We start from the raw sequence: 26,149 nt of genomic DNA on the forward strand, positions 1-26,149 counted from the left end.
TTGAGGAAATTATGGATACATATGGAACATTGAAGTTTCGTTTTATTATTCATACACAACGATATAATGCCAACCATTCATCACAGCCCCATTTAAATCCGTTAAATTCCCCTCACTATCCTTAATCACAGCACGCCGTTTTCTTACATCATGATATAGCAGTTCATTTGCCTTTAACAAAGCATGTTTCAATGTGGCGCCATTAAATAGTTCAATGCGCTGGTTATTGACGTAAACGGTCATCATGTGATCAGCTCCTTATGCTATAATTATACCTTTTTTCATAATAGATACATAACTTTTACAGTTATTTTATATTATTTTTACAATAGTCTGGTAAACTTTAAGTGATGAAAATAAATGGAATGGGAGTGGGTTAAAGACATGCAAGTCAAGCGATTGTTGGAGAAAGGGTGCGCACTGATATTAATTGTTGTGATGCTGTTCGGATTATTTACCTTTAATATGCCAGTTGTCAGCCATGCTGAAGAAGATGAGCTCATAGAGTTAAAGGTTTTGCATACGAATGATATCCATGCTCGAATTAATGACTTTGGAAAAATGGCCGCTTACATTAAAGCAGAAAGGGAAGTAGCCAGTCACTCACTTTATTTAGATGCGGGTGACATCTTTAGTGGTAACCCGGTAGTAGACTTGCAGTATGGTTTGCCGATTGTGGAATTGTTGAATCATATCGACTTGCAAGCGATGGCGATTGGTAACCATGAATTTGATTATGGGCAAGAAGAGACAGTGAAACGGATTGAACAAGCTAACTTTCCATGGTTAAGTGCGAATATGGTGGTGGGTAACGATACGTTAGTCGATTTCCCCCAACCTGAACTCTATCATATTTTTGACGTTGATGGCTTAACGGTGGGTGTTTTATCGTTAACAGAAACGCCTCCGTCAACAGCACCTGTTAATGTGGTAGGAATGCACTTCGAAGATCCAATTGAAACAGCTAAAGACTATCAGTATTTAGTAGAGCAGACTGATATTTTAATTGCACTAACGCATATTGGCTATAACGTGGATCGTCAACTTGCAGAAGAAGTGGACTTTTTTGATTTGATTATTGGTGGTCATTCACACACAACGTTAAATCAGCCTGCTGTTGTTAATGGGACGCCGATTGTACAAACCGGTGGCAACGGTGAGAATATTGGGAATGTGATTCTATCTTTTAATCCGTCAACAGGCGAAGTAGAAGCAGTTGAAGGCTTTTTACAAAATGTGAGTGCTTTAACAGAAGTTGATAGTGAAATTCAAGCGATGGTCGATCAATATAATGAAGAAATGGACGAGTTATTGTCTGAAGAAATTGGTTATACCGAGACAGGATTAAATCGTAGTGGGAGCACAGATACATCACTAGGTAACTTCTGGACAGATGCGATGCGACATCACACGGGTGCGGATGTGGCTTTAACTAATAATGGCGGCATTCGAGCAAATATTGCTGTGGGTCCGATTACCGTACATGATATTTATACGATTGAACCTTTTGCAAATGAAATGATGACTTATGAGATGACTGGAGCAGCATTGAAAGATGTGATTCAATTTTCATATGAACGGCGACAATCAATAGATTTGCAGAGTTCAGGCTTGCATTATACGATTTTAACCAATAATACAGGATGTTATGTTGATGCTGAGCTTTATATAGAGGATGAACCGATAGATCCAGATGCGACTTATACCGTTGCGGTTAGTGACTACATTGGTACCGGTGGAAGTGGTTATGATTTCCAAGGTGCGGTATTAGACGCTTTAACCGGTATGATGACAGATGCGATGCTGACGTATGCAAAGTATTTAACCGCAAATGATCAAATGATTAATTACAGTGCCAATGAGCGAATTGCGATTGAAGTGACCGATGCACCTATAGAAGGTGAACCGATTGGATCGACTGAATATGGCTTGTCTTCAGTCAATAATCGTGATGGAGATTCAGGTCTAGGAAATCTATATACAGATGCTGTTCGTGCAGAAACAGGGGCTGATTTTGCTTTATTAAATGGCTCATCCGTTAATGGTAATATTCCAGCGGGCGTGATCACTGATAGTCAAATTGAATTTTTAGATCAATATAGTAATAGAATTGAGGTTGTAAAGACAGATCTTGATCGTCTAAAAGATGTGATTTTAACACAGTCAAATTACCATGGTGGTGTTGATATTCAAGTGTCTGGCATACATTATCAATTGATTAAAGAAGGGAATCAATTTGTTGATGTTTCGTTTACATCACCAGATGGTAGCCCGCTTGACGAGGCGAAGGAATATATAGTTGCGTACAATGATTATATGCATGGCAGTAACTTTTACAACCTAGGTGCTGAGACGGTCGTGGGGGAATATCCCCTCGTTTGGCAATCAATAGTAGATTATATCAGGTCATATGATGGCCCAATTGATTATCAAGAAGGTTCTCGCATTACGATTGACCAATCAGAAGGTGATCAAGAATTTATCACAGTGGCTGAAGCCATTGCAAACAATCAAGGGATAGCAACGGTTCAAGGCTATATTGTCGGTACAATGACCGGGAACTTTGATGGCCCTTTTGTTAATACCAATATGATGCTCGCCGATTCTCCTGATGAGCGAAACATGGATCATATTTTACCTGTTCAATTACCAAATAACGATATTCGAGCAGATCTTAATTTAGTTGATCACCCAGATAACTTAGGTAAACACATTCAGATCACGGGTGATTTAGCCAATTATTTTTCGGTACCAGGATTAAGAAGCCCAACTAGCTATCGGTTTGTTGAAGAAATTGAAGAACCCGAACTTGATTTAATTAGTATTGCTGAAGCAAGGGCTGCTAGTAATGGTGAACAAGTGAAAGTTGAAGGTATAGCTACAACAAATAGTGGTAGTTGGGGTGGTGCTGGTTTCTATTTGCAAGATGAGACAGCTGGCATTTATGTTTATCAAACTGAGCTAGATATTGAAGCTGGTGATCAAATTGTATTAACGGGTAGCAAAAATGTTTTTAATGGCGAGGTGCAAATCTCAGACGTTAAGAACCTTGATATTGTCGGGCAAACGCCGACGCCTGATCCCATTCATTTAATGCCGAATCAGCTCTCATCAGCCAATCAAGGCCAACTTGTTCAAATAGAGGGGGCAACCATATCAAATTTAAATGAAGTGAATCAATATGGAACGTTTGAATTTAATGCAACGGTTAATGATCAATCTGTGTTAGTTCGTGTCGATAACCGGACAGGACTCAATTATGATGATTTTCATTTTGAAGTGGGTGATCAAGTCATCATTACTGGTATTTCCAGTATATATCAAGATACGATTCAGCTTAAGCCCCGAGGTACTGAGGATATTATTGCATTTAAAGAAGACGAGTTAGCAGTAGATGTCGAAGCGGACGTCAGTGTTGATCAAAATCGACTGGTCATTGAAGGTGATTCGATTGCACGCCTTGCTGAAGGTGGTAGACTAACGATTGATTTAGCCGACTTTAATTTGGATCGTTATCGAATCGAATTGACAGCCGAACAATTAGCGGATCTCGTCAGCAAAAAGGCGACGCTTAGTGTAGTGGCTCAGGATATTCAGTTAAATATCCCAATGGTTAATTTCACAGACAACACCACCTTTGCATTAACCATTGAAAAAATTACTGGCATTGATAATCGATTAAGTCCGGTTTACCAATTCACGATAGAAGATGGTGACGAGTTGATTACATCATTTGAAGAAGGCATTACACTATCTTTTGCTGTTGATACAAATGAAGTGGATAACCAAGAGGATTTGAAAATTTTCTATTTAAATGATCAAGAGAATTGGGAGCTAGTGGGCGGTGAGTACGAAGATGGTTATGTCACTGCAATAACCGATCACTTTAGCGTATTTACGGTATGGGATCAAACCGCAGCAAGTACGCCTAATAATGATGAAGAGCAAATCATGACTAATGATGATCAAGAACAGCTGATAGACGATGATTCAGGCAGCACACCTCAATTAGAAGATGTGTCTAAAGATCGTGTCGATGTTACACATATCCTACCAGAAACAGCGACGACAACATTTAATTGGTTGCTACTTGGCTTTGTTTTAATGATGAGCGGGATCGTATTGATCATGCTTCGTTCGACTAAAAGTGTGATCATAGACTAATTTTAATATTGAGAAACACCTCTCACTTTCATAAGTATTTAGCTTGTTAAACCAAATACTTGAATGTTGAGAGGTGTAATTTTTTGAAAAAGGATGGTTTATTAATTTGTAACCGGTGATCCTGTTACGGTATTGCCTTGTCGCATGACTTGATATTCAATCACTTCACCACTCCAGAAATGTAACCGGATTAAAATCGGTTCATTGTGACGGATCTCATCGAATAACCGACTATGCTGATCCCACTCATTGTATGTGAAAACAACCCTATTTTGATCATAATCAGGAGAAAAGACATAGCCGAATTCTTTATAAGTCGTCCAATTCTGTGGTCCGGCCGCTTCACCATGTAGATAGAGTGCTTCCATTGTAGCTAATTGATCACCGTTAAATTGAGTTGGGATATGAAAAGTTCGATAATCACCGCTATTGGCTTGAACAGTTGGTCTATCATAAACAGTTAAGTTAACTTTCCAAGCTGCTCCTTGATCAAAATGGAGTTCAAGTGTTGCACGGGTTCCTAACTGATTCAGGTTGATAAATGGGCTGAGTGCCTGGTGCTTGAGTGTTAATTGATCACCGTTTAATGCGTAATCATTGCTGGCTGATAACCGCTGTCCATTTATTTTAATTGATTCAAGGGTGCGGCCATTTAGATTAAGATTTAATGTCTGATCGGTGAGAGGCTCACCTTGCTTGAAGTAAATAAAGTCAGCTTCGGCTGTAGCTGATCGACCGCTCCAGCTTGCTTTCATGACTTGATATAAGTCGGGATCAGACCATTGAAAAGACGTTCTACCGAAATGTTGGCCATTATCCCATAACATATGAACAAACGCTTTTTCCTTTGCATAATGGATCATATATTCGAAAAATTTTAACTTCTCACCTTGTTGAATCGTATTGAGATCGGTATCAAATCCAAGCAAGCCAAATTCGCCAACGATGACAGGAATACCTTGTGCAGTAAAACGGTTGTGAACGCGGTCGAACGCGTCGTGCATATGATTAATCGACTCATGATCAAACCTTGTTACGCCTGCAATATTAACGCTAAACGGCCAAAATCCATAATAATGAATGGTGGCCATCATATTTGGATCTTGCTTGCTATTAATCCAATTTGATAAACCATTTACTTTCTCTGGCTCCGCTCCTGTGTCTAGTGTTGGAATCACAAGTGGGCGCATGTGATTAAGCCCACCGGAGTTTCTAACAATTTGATGAAATTCATCATTTAATCGATCGAGATATTGTTGTGAAGTAGACGGGTCTGCATTGAATCGTGGCTCATTAATACTTTCAAACATCAGCTCAATCGGATAATCTTTGAAATGATCGGCAAGTTGTTCCCAAATCGCCTGAAAACGTGCAACAGTTTGTTGCTGATTGTTAGCCATACCCGATTCAAGCCAAATCCAGGAGTCATGATGAACATTGATCATCACTTTCATTCCTGTATCAAGCGACCAATCAACGGCCTGTGTGACACGATCAAGAAAATCCTGATTAATGGTGTAATCTGGTGCATGTCCCATTCGCTGATCAAAGGTGACTGGAATACGAATGCTGTTATAACCTTGTGCGGCAATTTGATCAATTAATGCTTGTGTCACAGGAGGGTTTCCCCAGGCCGTTTCATCTTGGCCAACTGCATCAAAGGAGTTACCAAGATTCCAGCCGGGCTGCATGTCTTGGGCATACGCTTCAATATCAAGTGAATCATCTGCAGAAACAATTGGAGTAGGTAAGATAAGTAACAGGAACAATAAACTAACGACAGTAAAGTTTTTCTTCATTACTTGATCTTCCTTTCGATTTTATTTTGAAGGCAAGAACAGCGTCACGTATTCGATACCTCCTTTCGATTGATTGTTAAGCGTTTCAACAAAAAAGATATGCATGTGGAAGAAAGCGTGATGTAAGAGGAACAGTAGGAAAGCAAGAAAAGCGCATCTTAATAACGGAAAACGCTTACACAAATAAATTAACACAAGTTATCTATTAAAAAAACCATCATAACTAGACTAAAAAAACATGCAATCCGAGCTATTTGTGTCGTTTTGGATAGCTTTTAATGAGAAAAAATAAAAAACAGATTGGGACAAAAGAGTAATTAGAAAGTAATCCAAATATCAATATCTAAGCAATATATAACACTCTGGCAAACCCTTCACTTTCCTCGGGCCTGCAGGCTGTAAGTAGGTTAGATGTTGACACACGAGGTGACGAGTTTAGTCTAACCTTCAACTAAGTAAAGTAAGCATAGCTTCCCGAGTCGGTCTTCAGCCGTGCTGGGACTGTGTCGCCCCATCGAAAAGATTTGTTTACCCGGGATCTATGTGTTTTAGCTTCGTTTTGTTTAAATCATTCGGATTTTAACTTCTTCTGTTTAGTCTTGTCCCATCCCCATTGGATCATGGTTAAATCGTCCATTGATCTGAGACAATAGCGACCAAGCGCCATAAACCTAATGCATTTTCCTCAAATACGAGGTGTACGCTTTCCCAATCGATATTGCCTTCTTCTTCAGAACCTTGATGATGATATTCAACAACTGTGGCCTCTGGGAATGCTTCTTCCAAGTTATTTAACACATTACCATGCTGATTATAGTGATTAATGAAAACTTCATCGGGTTCGATTAATCTACTTACATCGACAAATGCTTCAATATATTCTGTCGCTGTTAATTCGATTGGTTGTCCACTGCCATCATGCTGTCCCCAAGTATAGGTGTGATCATCTTGAGCAAATTGGGCAATCTCATCTTGATCAAAGATAAGATCTTGATCACTAACATTGACATAAGGCGAGAATAGCACACCTTGATCCTCGTCAGCGAATGCTGCTAATTGTTGATAATCGTTGTCCGCTATCGCTTGAATAACCTGATCAGCCGTTTCTTCAACAGAAGGCGGCTCGATTTCATGCTGTTGTAGATCAGCGACTAACCATTGGTCTTCAATCCATTCCACATGGTAGATCAATTCAACGTGTCCGATAATTGCATTTGTTTTTTGTTGGGTGATTGTATAATGATCTTCACTTATTTCTTCAACATCATAGTTTTCTTCTGGGTCAATGAGAACAACGCCATCCATTGGCACAAGGTAGATGCCATCATCATGATCTTGGACATACATATCTTGAACGGATTGGGCGTGTTGCTCTGTCATGATGGTGGTGAGGTGTCTATCGACATCATCGAGAGATTCGAAGTTGGTTAAATATTGGCCATCATTACGGTCATCAATGATTTCTCTGTATGCAGATCGATAATCTGTGATGATTTGATTGGCTAGATCATCAGATAATGGTTCGATAGCGCTATCTGGCTGATCATCAATCACTTCTTGTTTGTTCTCATCTCGGTCAGATTGCTGATCAACTTGTTTTTCCTGATTATCATTGAATAGAAAAGGTACCGTTAAAATCAATAGAACAGCAAAAACAAGCAAACCGATAATCACACCCATAGTTTTTTTATTTGACATGGTATCCCCCTTACGCTTTTACTATCGTGTTTCCACTTTTATAAATAATTAAACTCCTTACTTCGCAGAAATATGTGGTTATTTTTGGTTGCAAATAAAATCTATTTATTTGGCGTATTTAAGCCCTGTGCCTTAATTATATGTATCCTTAATGCTACTTAGTGAATTTTCAGAAGCAAATACTTTACTCGTTTTACATTCAACCGGGTTTTTAAAGTAAAGGTGATATTTATATAAATAAGCACAAACGCGTTGGACCCGTCTTTTTGACATGGGAATTCTTAATACTTTGCCGTTTGTATATTGGATGATGGCCTCTTTTTCTCGTTCATCAATATACTTAATGTGTTTCGTGATAATCCATACACATTGATCTTGACGTGGAGAATGGGTGGCAAAAGCATAGAGATCATATGCTGGATTAATTGGGATTGGAGGATTTTGTTTTAGTTTAAACAAGGCTTGCATGGCTGTAGCTCTTCCTTGATACGAGGATCCGTTTTGAATACAAGCCTGTTCGATGATGTGTTGGACAGATTGCATCACATAACGTGTACCTTTAAGTTCTTCAATTTCAGTGTTTGCGATCGCTTGATAAGCTGAGCGAATATATAAGGTTTGATCTGTGATCGTATAAAATGAATTAATTGGATATATAAGATCTACCCCCTAAATATATTTCAATCGTTAATATGACCTATTTTTGATTATCTCATAGTTAAAAAGTATTGGATATTTTGAACTTGTTTTTTATGTGATCAAAGATTATTTGGTTTGATAGGGCAACTACAAATTAAATGAAATCAAGCAAGGTTAGGGGGAGATGCTTTTTACATGTCTGCTTCATTTAGAAGCTTTGGATCAACGAGAAGGGTGAATGAGCAAACTCAACTTTCCCATCTGAATTTTCAGGTTCAGCCATGATGGTATAAGGGTAACCCTCATATTAAATATGAGCGTTGCCTTTGAATATAGATTTTCGATTGATTATATACCTTTCGTTTTAGACGCGCAGGTGAGCTATGTTCTACTTTCCGCGATCGCACGAAAAGTGAGAAATTCGCATGAAAGCGAGTTGCGATCGCACGAAAACCGAGGAAATCGCATGAAAGCGAGTTACGATCGCACGAAAACCGAGAAATTCGCATGAAAGCGAGTTACGATCGCACGAAAAGTAAGAAAATCGCATGAAAGCGAGTTGCGATCGCACGAAAAATAGGAAAATCGCATGAAAATTAGTTGCGATCGCACGAAAAGTAAGAAAATCGCATGAAAACGAGTTGCGATCGCACGAAAAGTGAGAAATTCGCATGAAAGCGAGTTGCGATCGCACGAAAACCGAGGAAATCGCATGAAAGCGAGTTACGATCGCACGAAAACCGAGAAATTCGCATGAAAGCGAGTTACGATCGCACGAAAAGCGAGGAAATCGCATGAAAGCTGGTTGCGATCGCACGAAAAGTAAGAAATTTGCATGAAAGCGAGTTGCGATCGCACGAAAAATGGAGAAATCACATTTCGTATGAACCCCCAGTCTAAGTGGAGATAAGCAAGAGGTGAGACTTCTGCGGGAATAGGATGAGCTCCGCGAAAAGCGAATTCCTTGCTTTTCGGAACGAAATAATGTGCTTAACGTACGAGAAGGTTGAATGACTATAAAACACCTCAATATTTGTTGTGGTGTGATTGAATGGGAAACACTAACGAAAAAGAGATGTCTTTTATCATAAATAACTGTTCGTAAAACACCCACCGAAAATAGAGAGTAGAACTCATCTATTTAGGGGGTGATAACGACCGCAATGTCCTGCTTCACTAAACAAACGGGAAGAACGGCACCACCCACTGAAACGCATATATCAAGTTTCTCCAATCTTTAAAGTATTAAAAGGGTTTGTACATGGAAATATAACTGCACACTTAGATCCACTTTGTCAGCCATTGGCTTCCTAAATATGAATGGTTAAAAATTAGCAAAGCAGATATAAGTTTTTTAGTTAATACTATACCTTCACATTACCAAAGGGATTTCTTTTTAACATGAAAAATCCGATAATAAGCGTACCTACCTCAACAAATATTACAGTGAGCCATATACCGCTCTCACCAAAAAGTAGGGGAAGTATCGCTAAGCCTATAAGGGTTGAAACTAAACTTCTAAATAATGTAAGAATCACTGATCGAGCAGGATCATTAACGGAAGTGTAATAGGTAGCAATACTAATATTTACGCCAAGAAAGATAAAGGAAATAGCATAGTAGCCCAATATTTCATTAGCCATATTAATAATTCTATCCTCACTTAAAAATATACTTGCCAACTCTTGGCTAAATAATAATGAAGTTATAGCTAACAAAATGCCTAAAATGAAGCTTACTCTAAAAGTCAACTTTCTAATATGTTTCACTCTGGTATATTGTTCTGCCCCGAAATTATAACTAACTGCTACTTGGCTCCCTTCAGCAATACCATAACTTATTGAAGTAACAATCCCAACCAGTTGTAGCGCAACTGCAAATGCTGCCACACCATCGCTACCTATGTTGAGCATAATAATATAGTTAAAAACCATACCAGTTAATGCTGTTGCAATGTTACTCAAAAACTCCGATGAGCCATTATAAAATATTCTTCTAATATCATAAAGAGAAAATTCTGGTTTTTTAATTTTCCAATTAGATTTAAATACAATAACTATGAAGAAAACAACAAAAGGTAGCGCTTGTGAAATACCTGTTGCTAATGCTGCTCCACGAATCCCCATATCAAATGTTGCAATGAATAAATAATCCAGTATTATATTTGCCAAAGTGCCGCTTAACATAATTAAAACAACGATCACTGGTTTTTCATCAAGCTTCAGGAAAAAACCAAAAGCAAAATTGATAAGAAAGAATGGCACAAAAAAAGCAATATATTCGGTATACACCACAGTGTTGTGAAAAACAGCGCCTTCTGCGCCTGTTAAATTGGTCAGTGCAGGAATGATTGTATAAATCACAATGGTTCCAATAAAACCTGAAATAAGCAATAAACTTGTTGTGACATTAAAAAGGTTGTTGCTTTTTTCAAAATTCCCTTTCCCTTTTTCTATTCCTGCTAACGTTGTTCCCCCTACGGCAATCATTGTCCCTATTCCGATTAGAAACATAAGTAAGGGCATACTTATTGTGATTGCGGCCAAACCATCTGCGCCTACATAGCGTCCGATAAAGACAGAGTCGATAAAAGCAGCTGTACTTTGTACAATCATCATTAGTATAGAAGGTAGGGCATACACCCAAAAAATTCTATTAATATTTGTTTTTCCTAAATCTAATGTTCTATGTTTTCCCAATTTAAACACCCCTTCATTACTTGACTTTCACGACGCGTCGATTTGATTTCATTCGCATCAGTCATTATAATAAACCTTAAACCTAGTTCAAGGTCAAGGAGGATGTATAAATTGAGAAATTTTTTAACAATAGGCGAAGTGGCTACCCTTTTAAATCTTACGACTTCACAAATACGCTTTTACGAAAAAAAGGGGTTAGTCAAGCCCCATTTAATTGATAGTAATGGCTATAGGCTTTATTCATATAGAGAACTGGATATCCTTGACATCATCATTACTTTTAGAAAATTCAATCTCCCCATAACTGAAATTAAAGCAATTTTACATCAAAAAAATGATTATAATTTTCTTGAAATATTAGACAAAATTGAAAAGCAAATTGATGAAGAAATGATGTTTTTAAAAAGTACCTTAAGCTCTGTAAATAAGTTAAGAAAAAGTTATACTGACTTTAAAACACATACGGATAAAATCATGCATTTTCCAAAACGGACACTTCACATTGTTGACAACGATATTAATATAGATAAGACGGAAAAAGAATTATACGATTTAGTTCAAAAACATGATTTAAACTATTCCGATAATAGCTATTTATTTTTTACAATTTTCACTGATTCTTTAAGTATTAACTGTCTTTATGATCAAAAAAACCCTAAACAATTAGCTAACTTTTCTACCTATGAATTGGAAGAAGGCTATTATTATTGTTTTAATATTAATATTACTGACTATAGTGAGGTGGAAAAAATCCAGACCTTATTTTATCAGAAATGTAGAAAGGCTGGATATGAGCCGATTGGAGAATATATTGTCATTGAAGATTTTTCAAATTTTTCGTTTTCAAGGACAAAAATACATTTGACCTTACAAACAAGGGTAAAAATGGATGACTAGAAGGAACCATGAGTGCGCCAAAATTTGGGGGCAAGCTACTTATCTAAAAAAGGGGAGAGATTTTTGGTGATGTTTAAAAATAAGTGTTGAGGTTTAAATACTACTTGCGTTATTCAGTGAATTAGAAATGTTGTGAAACACGTATCCCACAAAGAAACAAAATTGAAGGTGATTTGATGCGGACAAAAAAATGGTCGAGCAATATATGCGCTTGATAACAAAATGGGTTTGCGTTAACGACTGCCCTTGTGGCCTTTTAAATATTAATTATTATTTTGATTCTCTTGTTGAACTGTTTAATCATATGACAAGTATCGCTCAATGACACTTTTAGATGTTGAACCCCATCGATTGCTTGAAAGACTTAAGGCTTATGAACTGCTTACCGTGAAAATGCATGTCAAGAAGAAGGAGATCCAAAAGCTAATGAGCAGACTAAGGTTACAAGTCCATGCTCTATTGTCACACGCATCATAATTTCTTCGTTTTCATTTCTATTCCATCAGCCACATCTTCACAAATTAGTTACAAATTACACGGCTTGCTCCTATATAAAATGTGTGATACCCTCTTATTACCGACAATGACTGACTGGTCAGTCATATGTGAAAGAGGTGGGTGTATGCAAGAGAAAAAGCAACGGATACTGGAAGAAAGTATCAAGTTGTTTGTAAGGAAAGGTTATCATGCAACCTCAATCCAAGAAATTGTTGAACAAAGTGGGGTATCCAAAGGTGCATTTTATCTGTATTTTGCTTCAAAAGAAGCCTTAACCGCTGAGATTGTTGATTATTATGTCAAAATGGTAATGGAGAAGCTAGATACTATTAATGAGGAGGAAGGTACACCGGAAGATAAGCTGGTAAAACAAACAGCACTGTTCTTACAGTTGGTTAGTCAGCATAAAGGGTATATGTTGATGAGTGTTAGGGATAACCTAAATGTAGGCGAAAATATTGATCAAATAGCTAAACAAGTGATTGGAAAAATTTATCATCTAACTAGGCAACACATGTTAGATATTTATGGTCAGAAGATTATTCCATATTTAATGGATTGTTCAGTTATTTATGATGGATTGATGCAAGGATATATCAAGGTTATCGTTCTGTATGAGTTGCAGTTTGACCCCGATCAATTGGCTACTTTTATCGTAGAGCGTTTAAAAAGTGTTGTACTAGGCTTATTAGAGGATCAACCGTCTCCACAAATGACTGAAGAGCAGTTAGGAATTAAACAGGCAGATACTGGTTTATCAATCGCTGGCCACTGTGATCAGCTTCGTGCTGAAATTGCTCGCTTAGATCGGGACCCAGAAGAAAAAAGTCAACTACAAGATATTGTCGTACTTTTAAAACGTGAATTAAGAAAAGACGAAAGCAATCCAATGTTATTAAGGGGTATCATTCATGAATTAAGTGCTATTCCAGAATTATATCAATATATTCAAGTGTTCAAACAAAAAATTATACCTAACTTGAAAGGTTAACTTGATGTTACTAGATTTGAGGAGGAAAAGAGAGATGAGAAAGAGTATATTCATTTTAGTGACGTTTCTTGTATTATTAGCAGCTTGCTCTAACGAGACGGATGAACAAGCGGAAGAAACTGAACGAATCGTCACTGTTGAAACGGATGCAGTTACTGAAGGGGATTTAGTTGTTGATAAACAATTTTATGGTCGAACATCACCGAGCGAAACACATCCAGTGATTGCACCAATGATCGGTGAAGTTGACCAGGTTCATGTTGCCGAAGGTGATCAAGTAGAGGAAGATGATCTACTGATTACATATACAGCGATGGAGACAGGCATGGAAGTAGAGTTAACGGCAGGTACAGATGGACAAGTGGCAAATTTGACGATAGAAGAAGGCGATATATTAACTGATGAAGAGCCCGCTCTAATCATTGTTTCACTTGACGAACTATTGATTGATCTTGACGTCACAGCAACAAATGCTGATTTATTTGCCGTTGATGATGAAGTTGAGATCTATGGTCGTGATCAAGAAGAAGCTGGTGTAGCGACTGTGGACAAAGTTAGTGTTTTGCCTGGTGATACCGGGATGTTTACTGTAACTTTAACAGCGGAAAATGATCATGATTGGAAAGTGGGTGCGATTATTGAAGTACATATAGCAGAGCGCACCATCGAAGATACGCTGTTAATTCCTACAGCTGCTTTAAATGAAGATGGGGACCAAGCATTTGTTTATATTGTTAACAATGATCATGTAGAGCGCGTCGATATTGATGTTGTCATGATTCAATCTGACTATACTGCGATTGAAGCTGAACTTGAAACGGAAGATCAAGTCGTTATTAGTGGGCAATTAACATTAGATGACGGCATGCCTGTTAACGTAGCAGAGGAGGATGCTGAATCGTGAAGTTAGTAGAAACGTCGGTAAAGCGCCCGGTTGGTGTGATTATGCTTGTATTGGCAGTGATTGCAACAGGTTTCATCTCATTACGGGGCTTACCCATTGATTTAATGCCAGATATTGATTTACCGATTGCGGTTGTTAGTATTGAATATCCTGAAGCTGCCCCAGAAGATGTTGAAAATCAAGTGAGTGAGCCGATTGAACAAGCGCTAGGAACGATAGAAGGGATTGAATCGATTCAAACGCAGTCAAATACGGGTTCTTCATTAGTCATTATGATGTTTGAAATGGGTACAAATCTAGATAATGCTTTACTTGAAGTACGCGAGCGGATTGATCAAGTCAGTGGCTTTTTACCGGATGATGCTGGTGACCCGAATGTACTACGGTTTAACCCTAATCAAATGCCGATTATGGCTGTCAGTCTATCAGGAGATGATCTGGCACGGATTCAAACGATTGCTGATGATCAAGTCGCACCAGAAATTGAGCGTCAAGCTGGTGTAGCATCCGTTTCGATCGAAGGCGGGCAAGAGCGTATTATTAATATTGAATTAGACGAAGTAAGTTTGCAACAATATGGGGTGAGTGCGGAGCAGATCATGCAAACACTCGGTCAATCGAATCAATCGGCTTCAGCAGGATCCATTGAACGGGGGGATCAAAACCTTCAAGTTCGAATCGATGGAAGCTATCATTCTGTTGAGGAGATTGCTAAAACGATTATTCAAACAGAGCAAGGATCGATTTTGCATTTAGAAGATTTAGCTTCAATTGAAGATACGTTCACAACGCCAGATACGACCTTAGTTAATGGACGAGAAGCTGTTGTGCTATCAATTATGCGACAATCGGATAGTAACACGGTTGATGTGTCGGATAATGTATTGGCTAGTGTTGATACAATTAATAATGCTTTACCTAGCGATGTAGAGCTTGACTTAGTCTATGATAACTCTGAGTTTATTCGACTTTCGATTCAATCGGTTGTGCAGAATATTATTTTAGGTGGCGTGTTTGCGTTATTAATTTTATTACTCTTCTTGAAGAGCATCCGCGCAACATTAGTGATCGGTGTATCAATTCCAATAGCGGTTATTGCAACATTTAGTTTGATTTATTTTACAGGTGAAACGTTAAATATTTTGACGATGGGAGGGTTGGCTCTAGGAATTGGTATGATGGTTGATAGTTCAATTGTTATCCTTGAGAATATTGTTTCTTATCGTCAACGCGGTTATTCTCGATTTGGAGCTGCTAAGTTAGGAGCGTCAGAACTTGCACCAGCGGTTATTGCTTCAACCACGACAACTTTAGTTGTATTCTTACCGATGATATTTGTTTCAGGGATAGCGGCAGAGTTATTTATCCCACTAGCTGCAACGGTTGCTTTTGCATTAATTGCTGCACTTGTAGTAGCAATTACACTTGTACCAATGCTATCTTCTAAACTATTAGTTGATATTAAAGGGGATAATGGTAAAGGGCGTCGTTATTGGTTTGATCGTTTCTTAGATCGCTTAACAAATGGCTATAAACATGCGCTTGAAAAATCATTACGGTTTAGAAAGACAACGGTATTAGTAACCATATTGCTTGTAGTGGGTAGCTTAGCCCTTATTCCCTTTGTTGGGACAGAATTTATTCCAGAAGGAGATCAAGGTCAAATTAGTATAGATGTTGATCTACCGGCTGGCACCACATCTGATCATACCGAATCTATTGCATTAGAAGTTAATGAGCGTATTGATGCATATCAGGATCTGATTCGCATCAATAATCTATCTATTGGTAGTGGCGATATGATGGGAGGAATGACGGGAGCCGGTGGTAGTGGCAATTCAGCTTCATTTACGCTTGAATTAATTCCTGCTAGCGAACGCGATATTACAACGAATCAACTTGTTCAACAGCTTGATGATGACCTTCAAAATATAGCAGGTGCTGAAATCACAGTTAGTGCAATGACTGACATGTCGATGGGCGATCCGATCTCGATTGAACTGCAAGGTCCTGAACACGAGGTGTTAAATGAATTAGCTACTGAGGTATTGGCTGAAATTGAAGAAGTTGATGGTGTATTTAATCCTTCCACCTCTATCGACGAAGTCCAACCACAAATGGAAATCCGTGTTGATCGTGAAGTGGCTGCTCGCTATGGGCTGAATGAAGCGGCTATATTAAATCAGGTACAAATGCGTCTATCCGGGCAGACGGTGATGCGATATCGAGAAGCTGGTGATGATATTGATGTACGGTTAATTTATCCTGACGCTAATCATGATACAATTAGTGATTTAGAAAATTTATCGATTCAAACACAGACTGGCGCGAATCTCCCATTAAATGAAGTGGCTAACCTTGAACAAACACAAGCCCCAGCTTCATTGCAACGTGGCAATCAGCAACCTATGGTAACGATTAATACGGATATTGCTGGTTATGACCTCGGGACAGTTTCTCGTGCGATTGAAGCCCAATTAAGTGGTTTTGATTTTCCGGAAGACTATCATTACACGATTGGTGGTCAAGCTGAAGATATGGAGGAAGCATTTGTTGAATTGGCTTTAGTGCTATTGTTGTCAATATTCTTGGTATATGTCGTTATGGCTGTACAATTTGAAAACTTCTTGACGCCATTTATTATCATGTTTTCACTACCTGTTTCAGTTGTTGGTGTCATTGGTGGATTATTTATAACGGGCACACCACTAAGTATTGTCGGTTTTATTGGTATTATTATGCTTGCAGGGATTGTTGTGAATAATGCGATTGTTCTTGTCGACTACATTAACATTTTACGCCGACGTGATATCGATCGCCATCAAGCAATTATTGATGCCGGTACGTCTCGCTTACGTCCGATTTTAATGACGACACTAACAACGGTACTTGCGATGATTCCGTTAGGACTTGGGATTGGAGAAGGTGCGGAAATGCAACAACCGATGGCGATTACCGTCATCTTTGGTTTAACCGTTTCAAGCATTTTCACGTTGTTACTCATTCCTGTTGTTTATACTTATTTTGATGATCTATCAAATAAATGGAAAAATCGCAAGAACGTTTCATAGAAATATTGTATACTGAGCTCCCCCAAACAGACTGAAAGTCAAGTGTTTGGGGGTGTATTATCGTTATCTCAACTTTCTCATCTAAATTTTCGGATTCTGCCAAGATAGCATAAGAGAAAGGGGGAGACAAAACGAAACAGAAGTAATGAAAATCCGAACAATCTGGACAAAGCGCAGGAAAAATACAAAGACTCCTCGAAAATAAAGAACGATTTTCTTCGTGCAATGTATGATCGACGCCGCTTTCCTTATCCTGTGGGAATAGCACGAGCTGAAGCCATTCCCGCGAAAAGCGAAGCCATTGCTTTTCGAAACGAAATCACGTTCTAAACGTATGCGACACATCCATGCAGAAGTAAAGTCAACAAACCTATTGAATACCGCTATTGAACACGATCAGGGAGGGGTGAATGACTATTTCAGTGGGCGAAAGTTGAGTAGTTAAGTATTCCTTTTAAACATAAAAAAGCATGTATATGTGTTTTTATAGTTATTTTAGCCCAATTCAAAAGTTAGCTTTAAAAAATCAATAATTATGGTATAGTATTTTTATTAAAAATAGAGAGAGGGATGGATATGTATTGTCCAAATTGTGGGAGAGAGAATCAAGTTGAGGAAAATTTTTGTAGAGCCTGCGGTCAATCTTTAAATGACAGCGTGACTTCAGATGAATCAAGTGAAGATCAAATGCTGGCTACTTTTGTTGGAAAGAAATATCCGTATTATCAACAAAAGTGGGAGTTTGCCCATGATCCTGCGACAACGGCAAGTTGGAATGGAGCAGGTTTCTTTTTGGGAATTTTTTGGTTAGGCTATCGTCGAATGTTTAAACCGATATTTGCTATTTTTCTATTATATTTTATTGTTGGTTTAATTGGAGTTATTCTAGATAATGATGACCTGTTAGGTATATTAGCACCACTTATTAATATCGGGACTACTGTGCTAATTGGTATATATGGGAATGCGCTCTATTATCGTCATGCGAAAAAGAAATTAGCTGATTTTGAAATGACGCAGGCAACTGAGCGAGATATAAGTCTAGCAGGTGGGACAAGTGTTCCTGGCGTGCTACTTGCACTTGGTTCACTAATCTTATTTGTTTTTGCAATGATAACCATGTATGCTTATTTTTTAACGGCTGGTGTTGTGTTTGGAACAGATGAAGGCCCTAGTGGTGTGACGGGTATTAAAGATACTTTTTCACAAGATGAACTTATTTATTATGAAGTTGAATTCGGAGAAAGAATTAGTGCATCACGTGTAGAGGTTCATGTTCTAGAGACACTGGAGACAGGTGAACAAATGCTTGGTCAGTTTGAAGTGCGTGTTGATCCATCATGGCAACGTTTTTATGACTATTTATATGACCCGAGTCAAGACATGCTTGAACCAGGCCGCTACGTTGTTCGAATCTATCGAGATGGTGAGAAAATAACAGACGGGCATTTTGAAATAGAAGGGATGACCTATTAAATTTAGTATCTCTTAGGTAAAACGCAGATTTGTTCACTCCTTTATTGAGTTTGTAAGTTTTTCTTATACTTGACACTAAATATATTGATCTTATCACTGTTAATCTTTTGATCATTAAAGCAAAAAAAACGACCCTCATTCATTTAATGAGGGTCTTAAAGTTTTGGTGTCGCCTGAGAACAGGGGGAATGCGACATGTTAATCGCATTTACATCATTAAAAATGTGATTAAATGCGTGAACATCTACATTGGTGTGGAAGGTGAGGTTTAGAAAAGCTCACCTTCCCACATATAAATGTGCTAATTTCATCATCTCCTTAGCGTTTGCCATGATGAATATGTTGTTATCTTATAATAAACTGAATATTCTTACTACATAATTGTAAGAGAATATCACAGTCTTTTTTCTTCCATCGTGGGAAAGAATACATGAACAAGCGAAGCTAATTATCAAAATATGAATAGGGAATAGGGCATTGTTCGATAGAGAAATAGTTGGCTCACATGTTATAAAAGCGACAATCATCCGTTCATTACATGTTTAGTGCTCCAATTACTGGGTATACAATAACCAAGCGTCATTATGTTTGTAAAATCAAAGGAGGACAGGTTACATTGGATATAATTTTTGGAAGTCCGAGTCGATATGTTCAAGGAAAAGATTTATTGACACGTGCTGGAGACTATATTAAACCATATGGTAAGAAGGTGCTTGTACTTGCTGATGAAAACGTGCAAGAAATTTGCGGAGATGATTTAATTCATGAATTAGAAAATGATGGGTTCGGAATATCAAAAGTAACCTTTCAAGGCGAGTGTTCGATGAAAGAAATTGAGCGCATAACAGAGATTGGAGAAAAAGATGATGTTAATGCTGTATTAGGTGTCGGTACGGGTAAAGCGCTAGACACTGCAAAGGCTGTGGCAGCAGAGTTAGATGCTTCGATGCTCATCTTTAATACATTGGCTTCATCAGATGCGCCAACTTCTGGGTTATCTGTGATTTATACAGAAGATGGTGAGGTTGAAAAATATCAATTTTATGATAAAAACCCTGACCTTGTTATGAATGATACACGTATCATTTCACAAGGACCACCACATATGCTGGCGTCAGGTATTTCAGATGCTTTAGCAACATTAATTGAAGCGCGAGCGACAAGACAGGCACACGGTCAGAATATGCACGATGGAAAAGCAACGATTGCAGGTTATGCAATTGCTGAAAAATGTGAAGAGATATTATTTCAGTACGGTATCCAAGCCTATGCAGCCAATAAAGAAAAAGTCGTTACCCCTGCTCTTGAAGCTGTTGTCGAAGCGAATACCTTATTGAGTGGATTAGGTTTCGAGAATGGTGGTATAGCTGGCGCACACGCGATTCATAATGGACTGTCAGCACTTCACGGTGACATTCATAGTATGTCGCATGGTGAAAAAGTTGCTTATGGTATTGTTGCACAGCTCGTCCTAGAAAATCGACCTATTGAAGAGCTTGAACGTTATATTGATTTTATGCTTAAACTTGACTTACCGATTACAATGGAAGCCCTTCATTTAGATGAGGCTTCAGATGAAGATTTGAAACGTGTCGCAGAATTGGCAGTCGATCCAAACGATACCATGACAAATATGCCATTTGAGGTGACTGCTGATCAAGTGGTCGAGGCACTTAAAGCCGTGGACGTTTACGTTAAAGATTATAAAAGAAGAAAAGAGATTGAATAAATAAAATCGCCTGGACATAACTAGCCTAAAATGAAAGAAAAAGCATTTGATCACCGATTCTTGGTGATCAAATGCTTTTTTGTCCTTTAAAGATAATCTAGTAGAATATTAATATTTAAAATTTATCGATGCACATTTCTAAAGTCTAGTTCTAATCCTATTATCCCCTCCATATATTACTAGAAGCAATTGATAATGGGGGGGATGGGCATGAAGATAGGGGTATTAAAGTGTACGTTAGGCTTGTTGGCATTAATCGGTTTACAAATATTAAGGGTTTCATATCATACTTTTCCTAGTACATTGACTGCAGTTGATCATCAGATGAGTAGTCTTTTTCTTAATCAAAGAAAAACAGCAACTTGCTTTTTACATCCTAAGTGGCAGTTAGTTTGGCGAGACGAATTTGAAGGTGAGCAAGTAAATAGAAGTAAATGGACATTAGAAGAAGGTTGGCTAGATAAAAACAATGAGTTGCAATTCTATCATCCGAATCAAGTGAAGGTTGACCAAGGGAAGTTACGGATTGAGACGAATAAAAGTTATCAATCAGGTGCGTTACATACAAAAGACAAATGGCGTTTTTTATATGGCCGTGTTGAAATCCGGGCAAGACTACCTCGGGGACAAGGGATATTCCCCGCTTTTTGGATGCTGCCTAACCAAGATGAAACATGGTTACCTGAAATTGACATTATCGAATTACTAGGTCATGAGCCTGATCGCGTCTGGATGGTTGTACATGGGTTGGAGAACGATCGCTTGAGAAGTGATTCTGCTTCGTTTAAAGGGCCTGATTTTTCGGAAACATTTCATACGTTTGTCTTGGAATGGTCAAAAGATGAATTGATTTGGTTAATTGATGGGGTAGAGCGTTATCGAACAACATCCTTTGTCCCACAAGTGCCGATGTACCTTTACTTAAATACAGCAGTTGGAGGGGATTGGCCAGGTTCACCTGATGAAACAACGAAATTTCCTCAAACGTATGAAGTGGATTATATTCGTGTTTATCAACTGAAAGAAGGTGAACGCTAATGCTATGGTTTGCCTTGGTTTTATATGCACTGTTTCTCATATTTCAATTACTGTATATGTTTATTCCGTTGTTTCAGAACAAGAAGCATTATCCGCAGCAAAGAGACGACGCTCTAAAATCAGTTTCGATCTTAATTCCCGCTTTTAATGAGGAGAAAGTAATTAAATATTGTCTATCTGGCATTTTAAATAGTCATGCTCAGCATTTTGAAGCTATTTTTATTAACGATGGTTCTAGTGATCGTACCTTTCATGTTTTGAAAAAAGCGTTAAAATTAGTACGCACTAAACGACAGCTAAGAGGGGAGCTAAATTATCAAACAGTAAAAGCCATCTATCAATCTAAACGTTATCCGTATTTATATGTGATAGATAAAGAGAATGGAGGGAAGGCTGATGCACTTAATGCAGGTGTGGATTATGCAAAACATGAATTAGTGGTCACACTAGATGCTGACAGTGTTTTAGCTCCCGATGCGATTGTCGAGATGCAACAAGCATTTATTGATCCAAAGGTTATAGCGGCTGGTGGTGTTGTCCATATTGGACAAGGCATGCGAGGCAAGTTGCCGACGTTTAGTTTATCGGGCCTACTTCGTTTTCAAGTGCTGCAATATTTAACAGCCTTTTATTTGCATAAACATGTCCAGTCTAAGTTAGGGGCAATTACCGTCATTGCCGGCGCTTTTGGAACCTTTAAGAAATCGGCGCTTATTGCGGTAGGGGGGTACCGCCGAACCGTTGGAGAAGATATGGATATTACATTGAAAATCCAGCAGTTAATAAAAAAAACAGGTGCCGGTGAGAAACTCATATTTGTGCCCAAGGCTACCTGTTTTACAGAGTGTCCTTCGACTTTTTCCGATTTATTTAATCAAAGAATGAGGTGGCAAAAAGCGTTTATTGACTGTGTGATCACATATCGGTATCGTTTCTTTCGACAAATGAAATGCCTACCATCTCTTTATTTGTTGCTCGATTCGCTTTTGTTAGGGACGGTTAATGCTTTCTTTATGATCTTCATTCCCTTTACATTACTTATCTATCAAACACCATTAATTATTCCATTAACACTAGGATTAATTAGTTTGCTAATGGCCTGTTATCAAAGTATAGTTGCACTTGTTGTAAGTGGAAGGTTTGGTTTTCGATACAGGTTTCGAGATTATATTCGAATCGGTCTGTTTATTCCATTCGAGGTTGTTAGTTATCGTCTACTAGGGATTCTATTTGTCATCTGCGGAACCTTTCTCTACTTTAGAAATAGAGAGAGTTGGCATGTTTCACGACGGGTTGGTCAGCTGCAATTAGAGGAGGGTGTTTTGTGAAGTTTAATATGATCTTTACCCTTTGTTTTATCGCTTCAATGATTGGGTTATTCAATTTAATGGGTCCCTCTTTTATCCAAGCCTTAACAAATACACCAATACATTTAAATCGCGAGTGGTCGCTACCAATGGTTAAACAAGGGGATTGGAGTGAAGTCGCCCGTCCATTTGATGTAAAAGAAGGGGAAGAGGCTAAATCCGTTGCTGTATTAATGTATCATCGTATCTTAGCTGATGAAGATATTGAACCCTGGCATTATGATGAAAAGGGGCGCTTGTATGATACGATTGTTCGTCGTGAAGCCTTCGAAGAACAGATGGATTATTTAGCTACGCAAGGATACGTTACCCTTAATTTAAAAGAGTTTAAACAATTTATTAATGGCGAGCTAGATATCCCAGAGAAAAGTGTATTGATCACCTTTGATGATGGGTTTAAAGATAATTACACGGTCGCTTATCCGATCCTAAAACGTCATGATTTCTTTGCTAGCATTTTTTTAATAACAGGTTTGGTTGCTAGTGGGGATGCACTCTATTTAAGTGAAGATGATATCATAGCAGGTGCTGATGTTTTTGAGTATCAAAGTCATACAGATGCATTACATGAACAAACTGAAACAGGCACCCCCTATTTACTTACACATGATCAAAGAGAAGTAGAATCCGATTTGTTAACAAGTATTAATAAGCTTGACGGAAGGAAGCGTGCGTTTGCCTATCCTTATGGTGTGTATGACCAAGCTAATCTAACGGCTTTGGATAATGTCGGGATCGATCTTGCATTTACTGTTGTATATAAAAAAGCGGATCAAGAAGTTAATCGGTTAGAAATTCCGCGCATGGGTGTGTATCCAGATGATGGCATAGAAGAATTCATATTAAAATTGAAATAATCGCAATATTTGGAATAAAGTGTTTGCACTTGTAGTGACCCTTCCTTTTCTATTATAATAATTTTGGCGTCGTTTCTCTAAATGTCGCTAGATTGTTAATAGAATAGGAGGTTACTATATGTCTGCTAACATGATTGGCTTTAGTTTTGTTTTAATCGGCGTATTTTTAATTATTGCAAAAGTTGTTCGTTTACATACGAAATGGTTACGCGATTTATTTTTACCGAGCTCTATTATTGCAGGCTTTATTGCTTTAATTGTAGGACCAGAAGTATTAGGGCGTGTGACGTCACAGTTTTTCAATGAGACGTCATTTTTTTATCATGGTTTAATTCCAGAATTTGTGCTAGAGGTTTGGGGTACACTACCAAGTTTATTTATTAATGTTGTCTTTGCGGCTTTGTTTTTGGGTAAAGCTGTTCCAAATCTTAAAAAAATTTGGTTAATAGCTGGTCCACAAGTGGTGATGGGACAAACGGTGTCATGGGGACAATATGTGGTTGGTTTGCTACTCACCTTACTTATCCTAACGCCATTTTTCGGAATGAGCTCGCTGGCAGGTGCCCTTATTGAGATTAGCTTTGTTGGGGGGCACGGTACGGCTGCAGGTTTATCGAGTACGTTCCAAGAGCTCGGTTTTGCTGAAGGAGCCGATCTTGCCCTTGGTTTAGCAACAATTGGTATTTTATCAGGTGTGGTAATTGGGATTATATTAATTAACTGGGGTTACCGCTCGGGTCGTGCTAAATATGTAGGAGGCAAAGCGAAGTTATCAGAAAAAGAACGTGCCCAAATTGGTGAGTCTTATGGCTATGAGATCGAGAAGGAAACGAAAGAAGTGACGTCTATTGAACCACTTGCCTTTCATCTATCCTTAATTGCCATTGCCATTGCACTAGGTTATCTTCTTCAACAGTTATTAATTGGCTTAGAAGCAGTGACTTGGGGGGCGTGGACGGATGTGTATCTGTTTCCTTATGTCCCACTGTTCCCTTTAGCCATGATTGGCGGAATGGTGGTTCAACTTGTGTTTGATCGTTTAAATATTGAAACGTATATTGATCAAAACCTAATTAGTAGGATATCTGGCTTCGCACTTGATGTACTACTGGTTAGTGCATTAGCTACTTTATCTTTAGCGGTTATCGGAGACAATATTGTCCCGTTTCTACTACTCTCTATTATTGCGATTGCTTGGAACGTTTTTGCTTTTCTTGTCTTAGCCCCTCGAATGATTCCCGAGTATTGGTTTGAACGTGGTGTAGGAGATTTAGGGCAAGCAATGGGAATGACGGCGACTGGCTTATTATTAATGAAGATTGCTGACCCCGATCATGAAACACCAGCATTAGAAGGGTTTGGTTATAAACAAATCCTCTTTGAACCTTTTGTAGGTGGTGGACTTGTCACTGCCGCTTCATTGCCTCTCATTTATCAATTTGGACCGGTGATGTTCTTAGTTATTTCACTTATCATAACCGTCTTTTTCTTATTGTTTGGTTTATTTTATTTTGGTCGTTATAAGAAATAGTTAGTAATAATTGATCATTTTCGCAACCATACTGAGAAGCGTTTCTTAAATAGGAATTTACTTCAGGGCTACATATGTTAGCTGTTGTGATCCGAGCTAATCACTGACTAAGCCATTTTAGTAGATGGTTAGCTCGGATTATTCCGATGGTGCAAGTCGAAAATCGATTGATTGGATTAATTTCCTATGGGAGTGACTTGAGTCTATAGACATAGACTTGCGAGCGAGATATGCTCTCGGAAAGTGTCCGCTAGCAGTGTTATCAAGGCTCTTATTCAGAAAAGTGAGCAGAAATTAATAAGCAAAAAAAGAAGCCTAAACCATTATACGAGGAGGGTGGATATGAAAGGCATTAATAAATTTCATCATGCTGCAATTATTGTATCTGATTATCCAAAATCAAAACGTTTTTATACAGAAATTTTAGGTTTTAAGATCATAAGTGAAACATATAGATATGAACGGCAATCGTATAAATTAGATTTAAAAGTAGGAGAACAGGATCAAATTGAATTGTTTTCCTTTCCTTCACCACCTGCACGTGTTGATGATCCAGAAGCAGCAGGATTACGCCATTTAGCATTTCAGGTTGATGATATAAACACTACCGTTGCGTATCTAGAACAACAGGATGTGGAGGTTGAACCGATTCGAATCGATCCCCTTACTAATAAGCCTTATACTTTTATTAAAGATCCCGATGGTTTACCATTAGAATTATACAGTAAATAGGAAGCATGGCTATTTGCTGTATCATCTATTTAATAATGTAAACGCAAACATTTTAAGGA

17 protein-coding genes are annotated in these 26,149 nt (G+C 38.2%); 12 read left to right on the forward strand and 5 right to left on the reverse strand.

What is annotated here, in order from left to right; translation table 11 throughout:
* Window positions 1-45 precede the first annotated feature (45 nt).
* Window positions 46-246: a hypothetical protein gene (locus JOE23_RS00410; RefSeq protein ID WP_204435313.1), complete on the reverse strand. Its 201-nt coding sequence runs from the start codon at window positions 244-246 to the stop codon at window positions 46-48.
* 114 nt (window positions 247-360) lie between these two features.
* Between JOE23_RS00410 and JOE23_RS00415 the strand changes: the two genes are divergently transcribed.
* Window positions 361-4,164: a 5'-nucleotidase C-terminal domain-containing protein gene (locus JOE23_RS00415; RefSeq protein WP_204435314.1), complete on the forward strand. Its 3,804-nt coding sequence runs from the start codon at window positions 361-363 to the stop codon at window positions 4,162-4,164.
* A gap of 101 nt (window positions 4,165-4,265) precedes the next feature.
* Here JOE23_RS00415 and JOE23_RS00420 read toward each other — a convergent pair whose 3' ends face one another.
* The 4 genes from JOE23_RS00420 to JOE23_RS00435 form a co-directional block, all read right to left on the reverse strand.
* Window positions 4,266-5,963, reverse strand: coding sequence for a cellulase family glycosylhydrolase (locus tag JOE23_RS00420; protein WP_204435315.1), 1,698 nt, complete (start codon window positions 5,961-5,963; stop codon window positions 4,266-4,268).
* Window positions 5,964-6,587: 624 nt separating this feature from the next.
* Entirely contained in the window at window positions 6,588-7,661 is a 1,074-nt protein-coding gene (locus JOE23_RS00425) for a hypothetical protein (RefSeq protein WP_204435316.1), read from the reverse strand.
* Window positions 7,662-7,793: 132 nt separating this feature from the next.
* Window positions 7,794-8,318, reverse strand: coding sequence for a competence protein ComK (locus tag JOE23_RS00430; RefSeq protein WP_204435816.1), 525 nt, complete (start codon window positions 8,316-8,318; stop codon window positions 7,794-7,796).
* A gap of 1,346 nt (window positions 8,319-9,664) precedes the next feature.
* Window positions 9,665-10,999, reverse strand: coding sequence for an MATE family efflux transporter (locus JOE23_RS00435; protein WP_204435317.1), 1,335 nt, complete (start codon window positions 10,997-10,999; stop codon window positions 9,665-9,667).
* A 111-nt stretch (window positions 11,000-11,110) separates the two neighbouring features.
* On the opposite strand from JOE23_RS00435, the gene JOE23_RS00440 reads away from it, so the two are divergent.
* The 11 genes from JOE23_RS00440 (at window position 11,111) to gloA2 (ending at window position 26,090) form a co-directional block, all read left to right on the forward strand.
* On the forward strand, window positions 11,111-11,896 hold the full coding sequence (locus tag JOE23_RS00440) for a MerR family transcriptional regulator (protein WP_204435318.1): 786 nt from the start codon (window positions 11,111-11,113) through the stop codon (window positions 11,894-11,896).
* 622 nt (window positions 11,897-12,518) lie between these two features.
* The gene (locus tag JOE23_RS00445; RefSeq protein ID WP_204435319.1) at window positions 12,519-13,385 is read left to right on the forward strand and encodes a TetR/AcrR family transcriptional regulator; all 867 of its coding nucleotides are present in this window, start codon (window positions 12,519-12,521) and stop codon (window positions 13,383-13,385) included.
* Window positions 13,386-13,419: 34 nt separating this feature from the next.
* Window positions 13,420-14,289, forward strand: coding sequence for a biotin/lipoyl-containing protein (locus JOE23_RS00450; RefSeq protein ID WP_204435320.1), 870 nt, complete (start codon window positions 13,420-13,422; stop codon window positions 14,287-14,289).
* The gene (locus JOE23_RS00455) at window positions 14,286-17,360 is read left to right on the forward strand and encodes an efflux RND transporter permease subunit (RefSeq protein WP_204435321.1); all 3,075 of its coding nucleotides are present in this window, start codon (window positions 14,286-14,288) and stop codon (window positions 17,358-17,360) included. Before JOE23_RS00450 ends, JOE23_RS00455 begins: the two co-directional genes overlap by 4 nt.
* A 576-nt stretch (window positions 17,361-17,936) precedes the next feature.
* On the forward strand, window positions 17,937-18,836 hold the full coding sequence (locus tag JOE23_RS00460) for a DUF2628 domain-containing protein (RefSeq protein ID WP_204435322.1): 900 nt from the start codon (window positions 17,937-17,939) through the stop codon (window positions 18,834-18,836).
* Window positions 18,837-19,452: 616 nt separating this feature from the next.
* Window positions 19,453-20,565 carry a glycerol dehydrogenase gene (locus JOE23_RS00465; RefSeq protein ID WP_204435323.1) on the forward strand — a complete coding sequence of 371 codons (1,113 nt, stop codon included), beginning with the start codon at window positions 19,453-19,455 and terminating at the stop codon, window positions 20,563-20,565.
* A gap of 210 nt (window positions 20,566-20,775) precedes the next feature.
* The gene (locus tag JOE23_RS00470; RefSeq protein ID WP_204435324.1) at window positions 20,776-21,603 is read left to right on the forward strand and encodes a glycoside hydrolase family 16 protein; all 828 of its coding nucleotides are present in this window, start codon (window positions 20,776-20,778) and stop codon (window positions 21,601-21,603) included.
* On the forward strand, window positions 21,603-22,931 hold the full coding sequence (locus JOE23_RS00475) for a glycosyltransferase family 2 protein (protein WP_204435325.1): 1,329 nt from the start codon (window positions 21,603-21,605) through the stop codon (window positions 22,929-22,931). The genes JOE23_RS00470 and JOE23_RS00475 overlap by 1 nt, the downstream gene beginning before the upstream one ends.
* The gene (locus JOE23_RS18125; protein WP_204435326.1) at window positions 22,928-23,827 is read left to right on the forward strand and encodes a polysaccharide deacetylase family protein; all 900 of its coding nucleotides are present in this window, start codon (window positions 22,928-22,930) and stop codon (window positions 23,825-23,827) included. The genes JOE23_RS00475 and JOE23_RS18125 overlap by 4 nt, the downstream gene beginning before the upstream one ends.
* Before the next feature lie 118 nt (window positions 23,828-23,945).
* A complete protein-coding gene (locus JOE23_RS00485) occupies window positions 23,946-25,358 on the forward strand; it encodes a sodium/glutamate symporter (RefSeq protein WP_204435327.1) in 1,413 nt (470 codons plus the stop codon).
* Between the two features lie 342 nt (window positions 25,359-25,700).
* Window positions 25,701-26,090 carry an SMU1112c/YaeR family gloxylase I-like metalloprotein gene (gloA2, locus tag JOE23_RS00490; protein WP_204435328.1) on the forward strand — a complete coding sequence of 130 codons (390 nt, stop codon included), beginning with the start codon at window positions 25,701-25,703 and terminating at the stop codon, window positions 26,088-26,090.
* Window positions 26,091-26,149 lie beyond the last annotated feature (59 nt).

Origin of the sequence: Amphibacillus cookii, assembly GCF_016908375.1 — a bacterium.
GTDB lineage: Bacteria > Bacillota > Bacilli > Bacillales > Amphibacillaceae > Amphibacillus_C > Amphibacillus_C cookii.

Coding starts and splice junctions, on each gene's coding strand:
- JOE23_RS00410 (WP_204435313.1), bottom strand. CDS start 246: ATGATGACCGTTTACGTCAATAACCAGCGCATTGAACTATTTAATGGC.
- JOE23_RS00415 (WP_204435314.1), top strand. CDS start 361: ATGGAATGGGAGTGGGTTAAAGACATGCAAGTCAAGCGATTGTTGGAG.
- JOE23_RS00420 (WP_204435315.1), bottom strand. CDS start 5,963: ATGAAGAAAAACTTTACTGTCGTTAGTTTATTGTTCCTGTTACTTATC.
- JOE23_RS00425 (WP_204435316.1), bottom strand. CDS start 7,661: ATGTCAAATAAAAAAACTATGGGTGTGATTATCGGTTTGCTTGTTTTT.
- JOE23_RS00445 (WP_204435319.1), top strand. CDS start 12,519: ATGCAAGAGAAAAAGCAACGGATACTGGAAGAAAGTATCAAGTTGTTT.
- JOE23_RS00450 (WP_204435320.1), top strand. CDS start 13,420: ATGAGAAAGAGTATATTCATTTTAGTGACGTTTCTTGTATTATTAGCA.
- JOE23_RS00460 (WP_204435322.1), top strand. CDS start 17,937: ATGTATTGTCCAAATTGTGGGAGAGAGAATCAAGTTGAGGAAAATTTT.
- JOE23_RS00470 (WP_204435324.1), top strand. CDS start 20,776: ATGAAGATAGGGGTATTAAAGTGTACGTTAGGCTTGTTGGCATTAATC.
- JOE23_RS00475 (WP_204435325.1), top strand. CDS start 21,603: ATGCTATGGTTTGCCTTGGTTTTATATGCACTGTTTCTCATATTTCAA.
- JOE23_RS00485 (WP_204435327.1), top strand. CDS start 23,946: ATGTCTGCTAACATGATTGGCTTTAGTTTTGTTTTAATCGGCGTATTT.
- gloA2 (WP_204435328.1), top strand. CDS start 25,701: ATGAAAGGCATTAATAAATTTCATCATGCTGCAATTATTGTATCTGAT.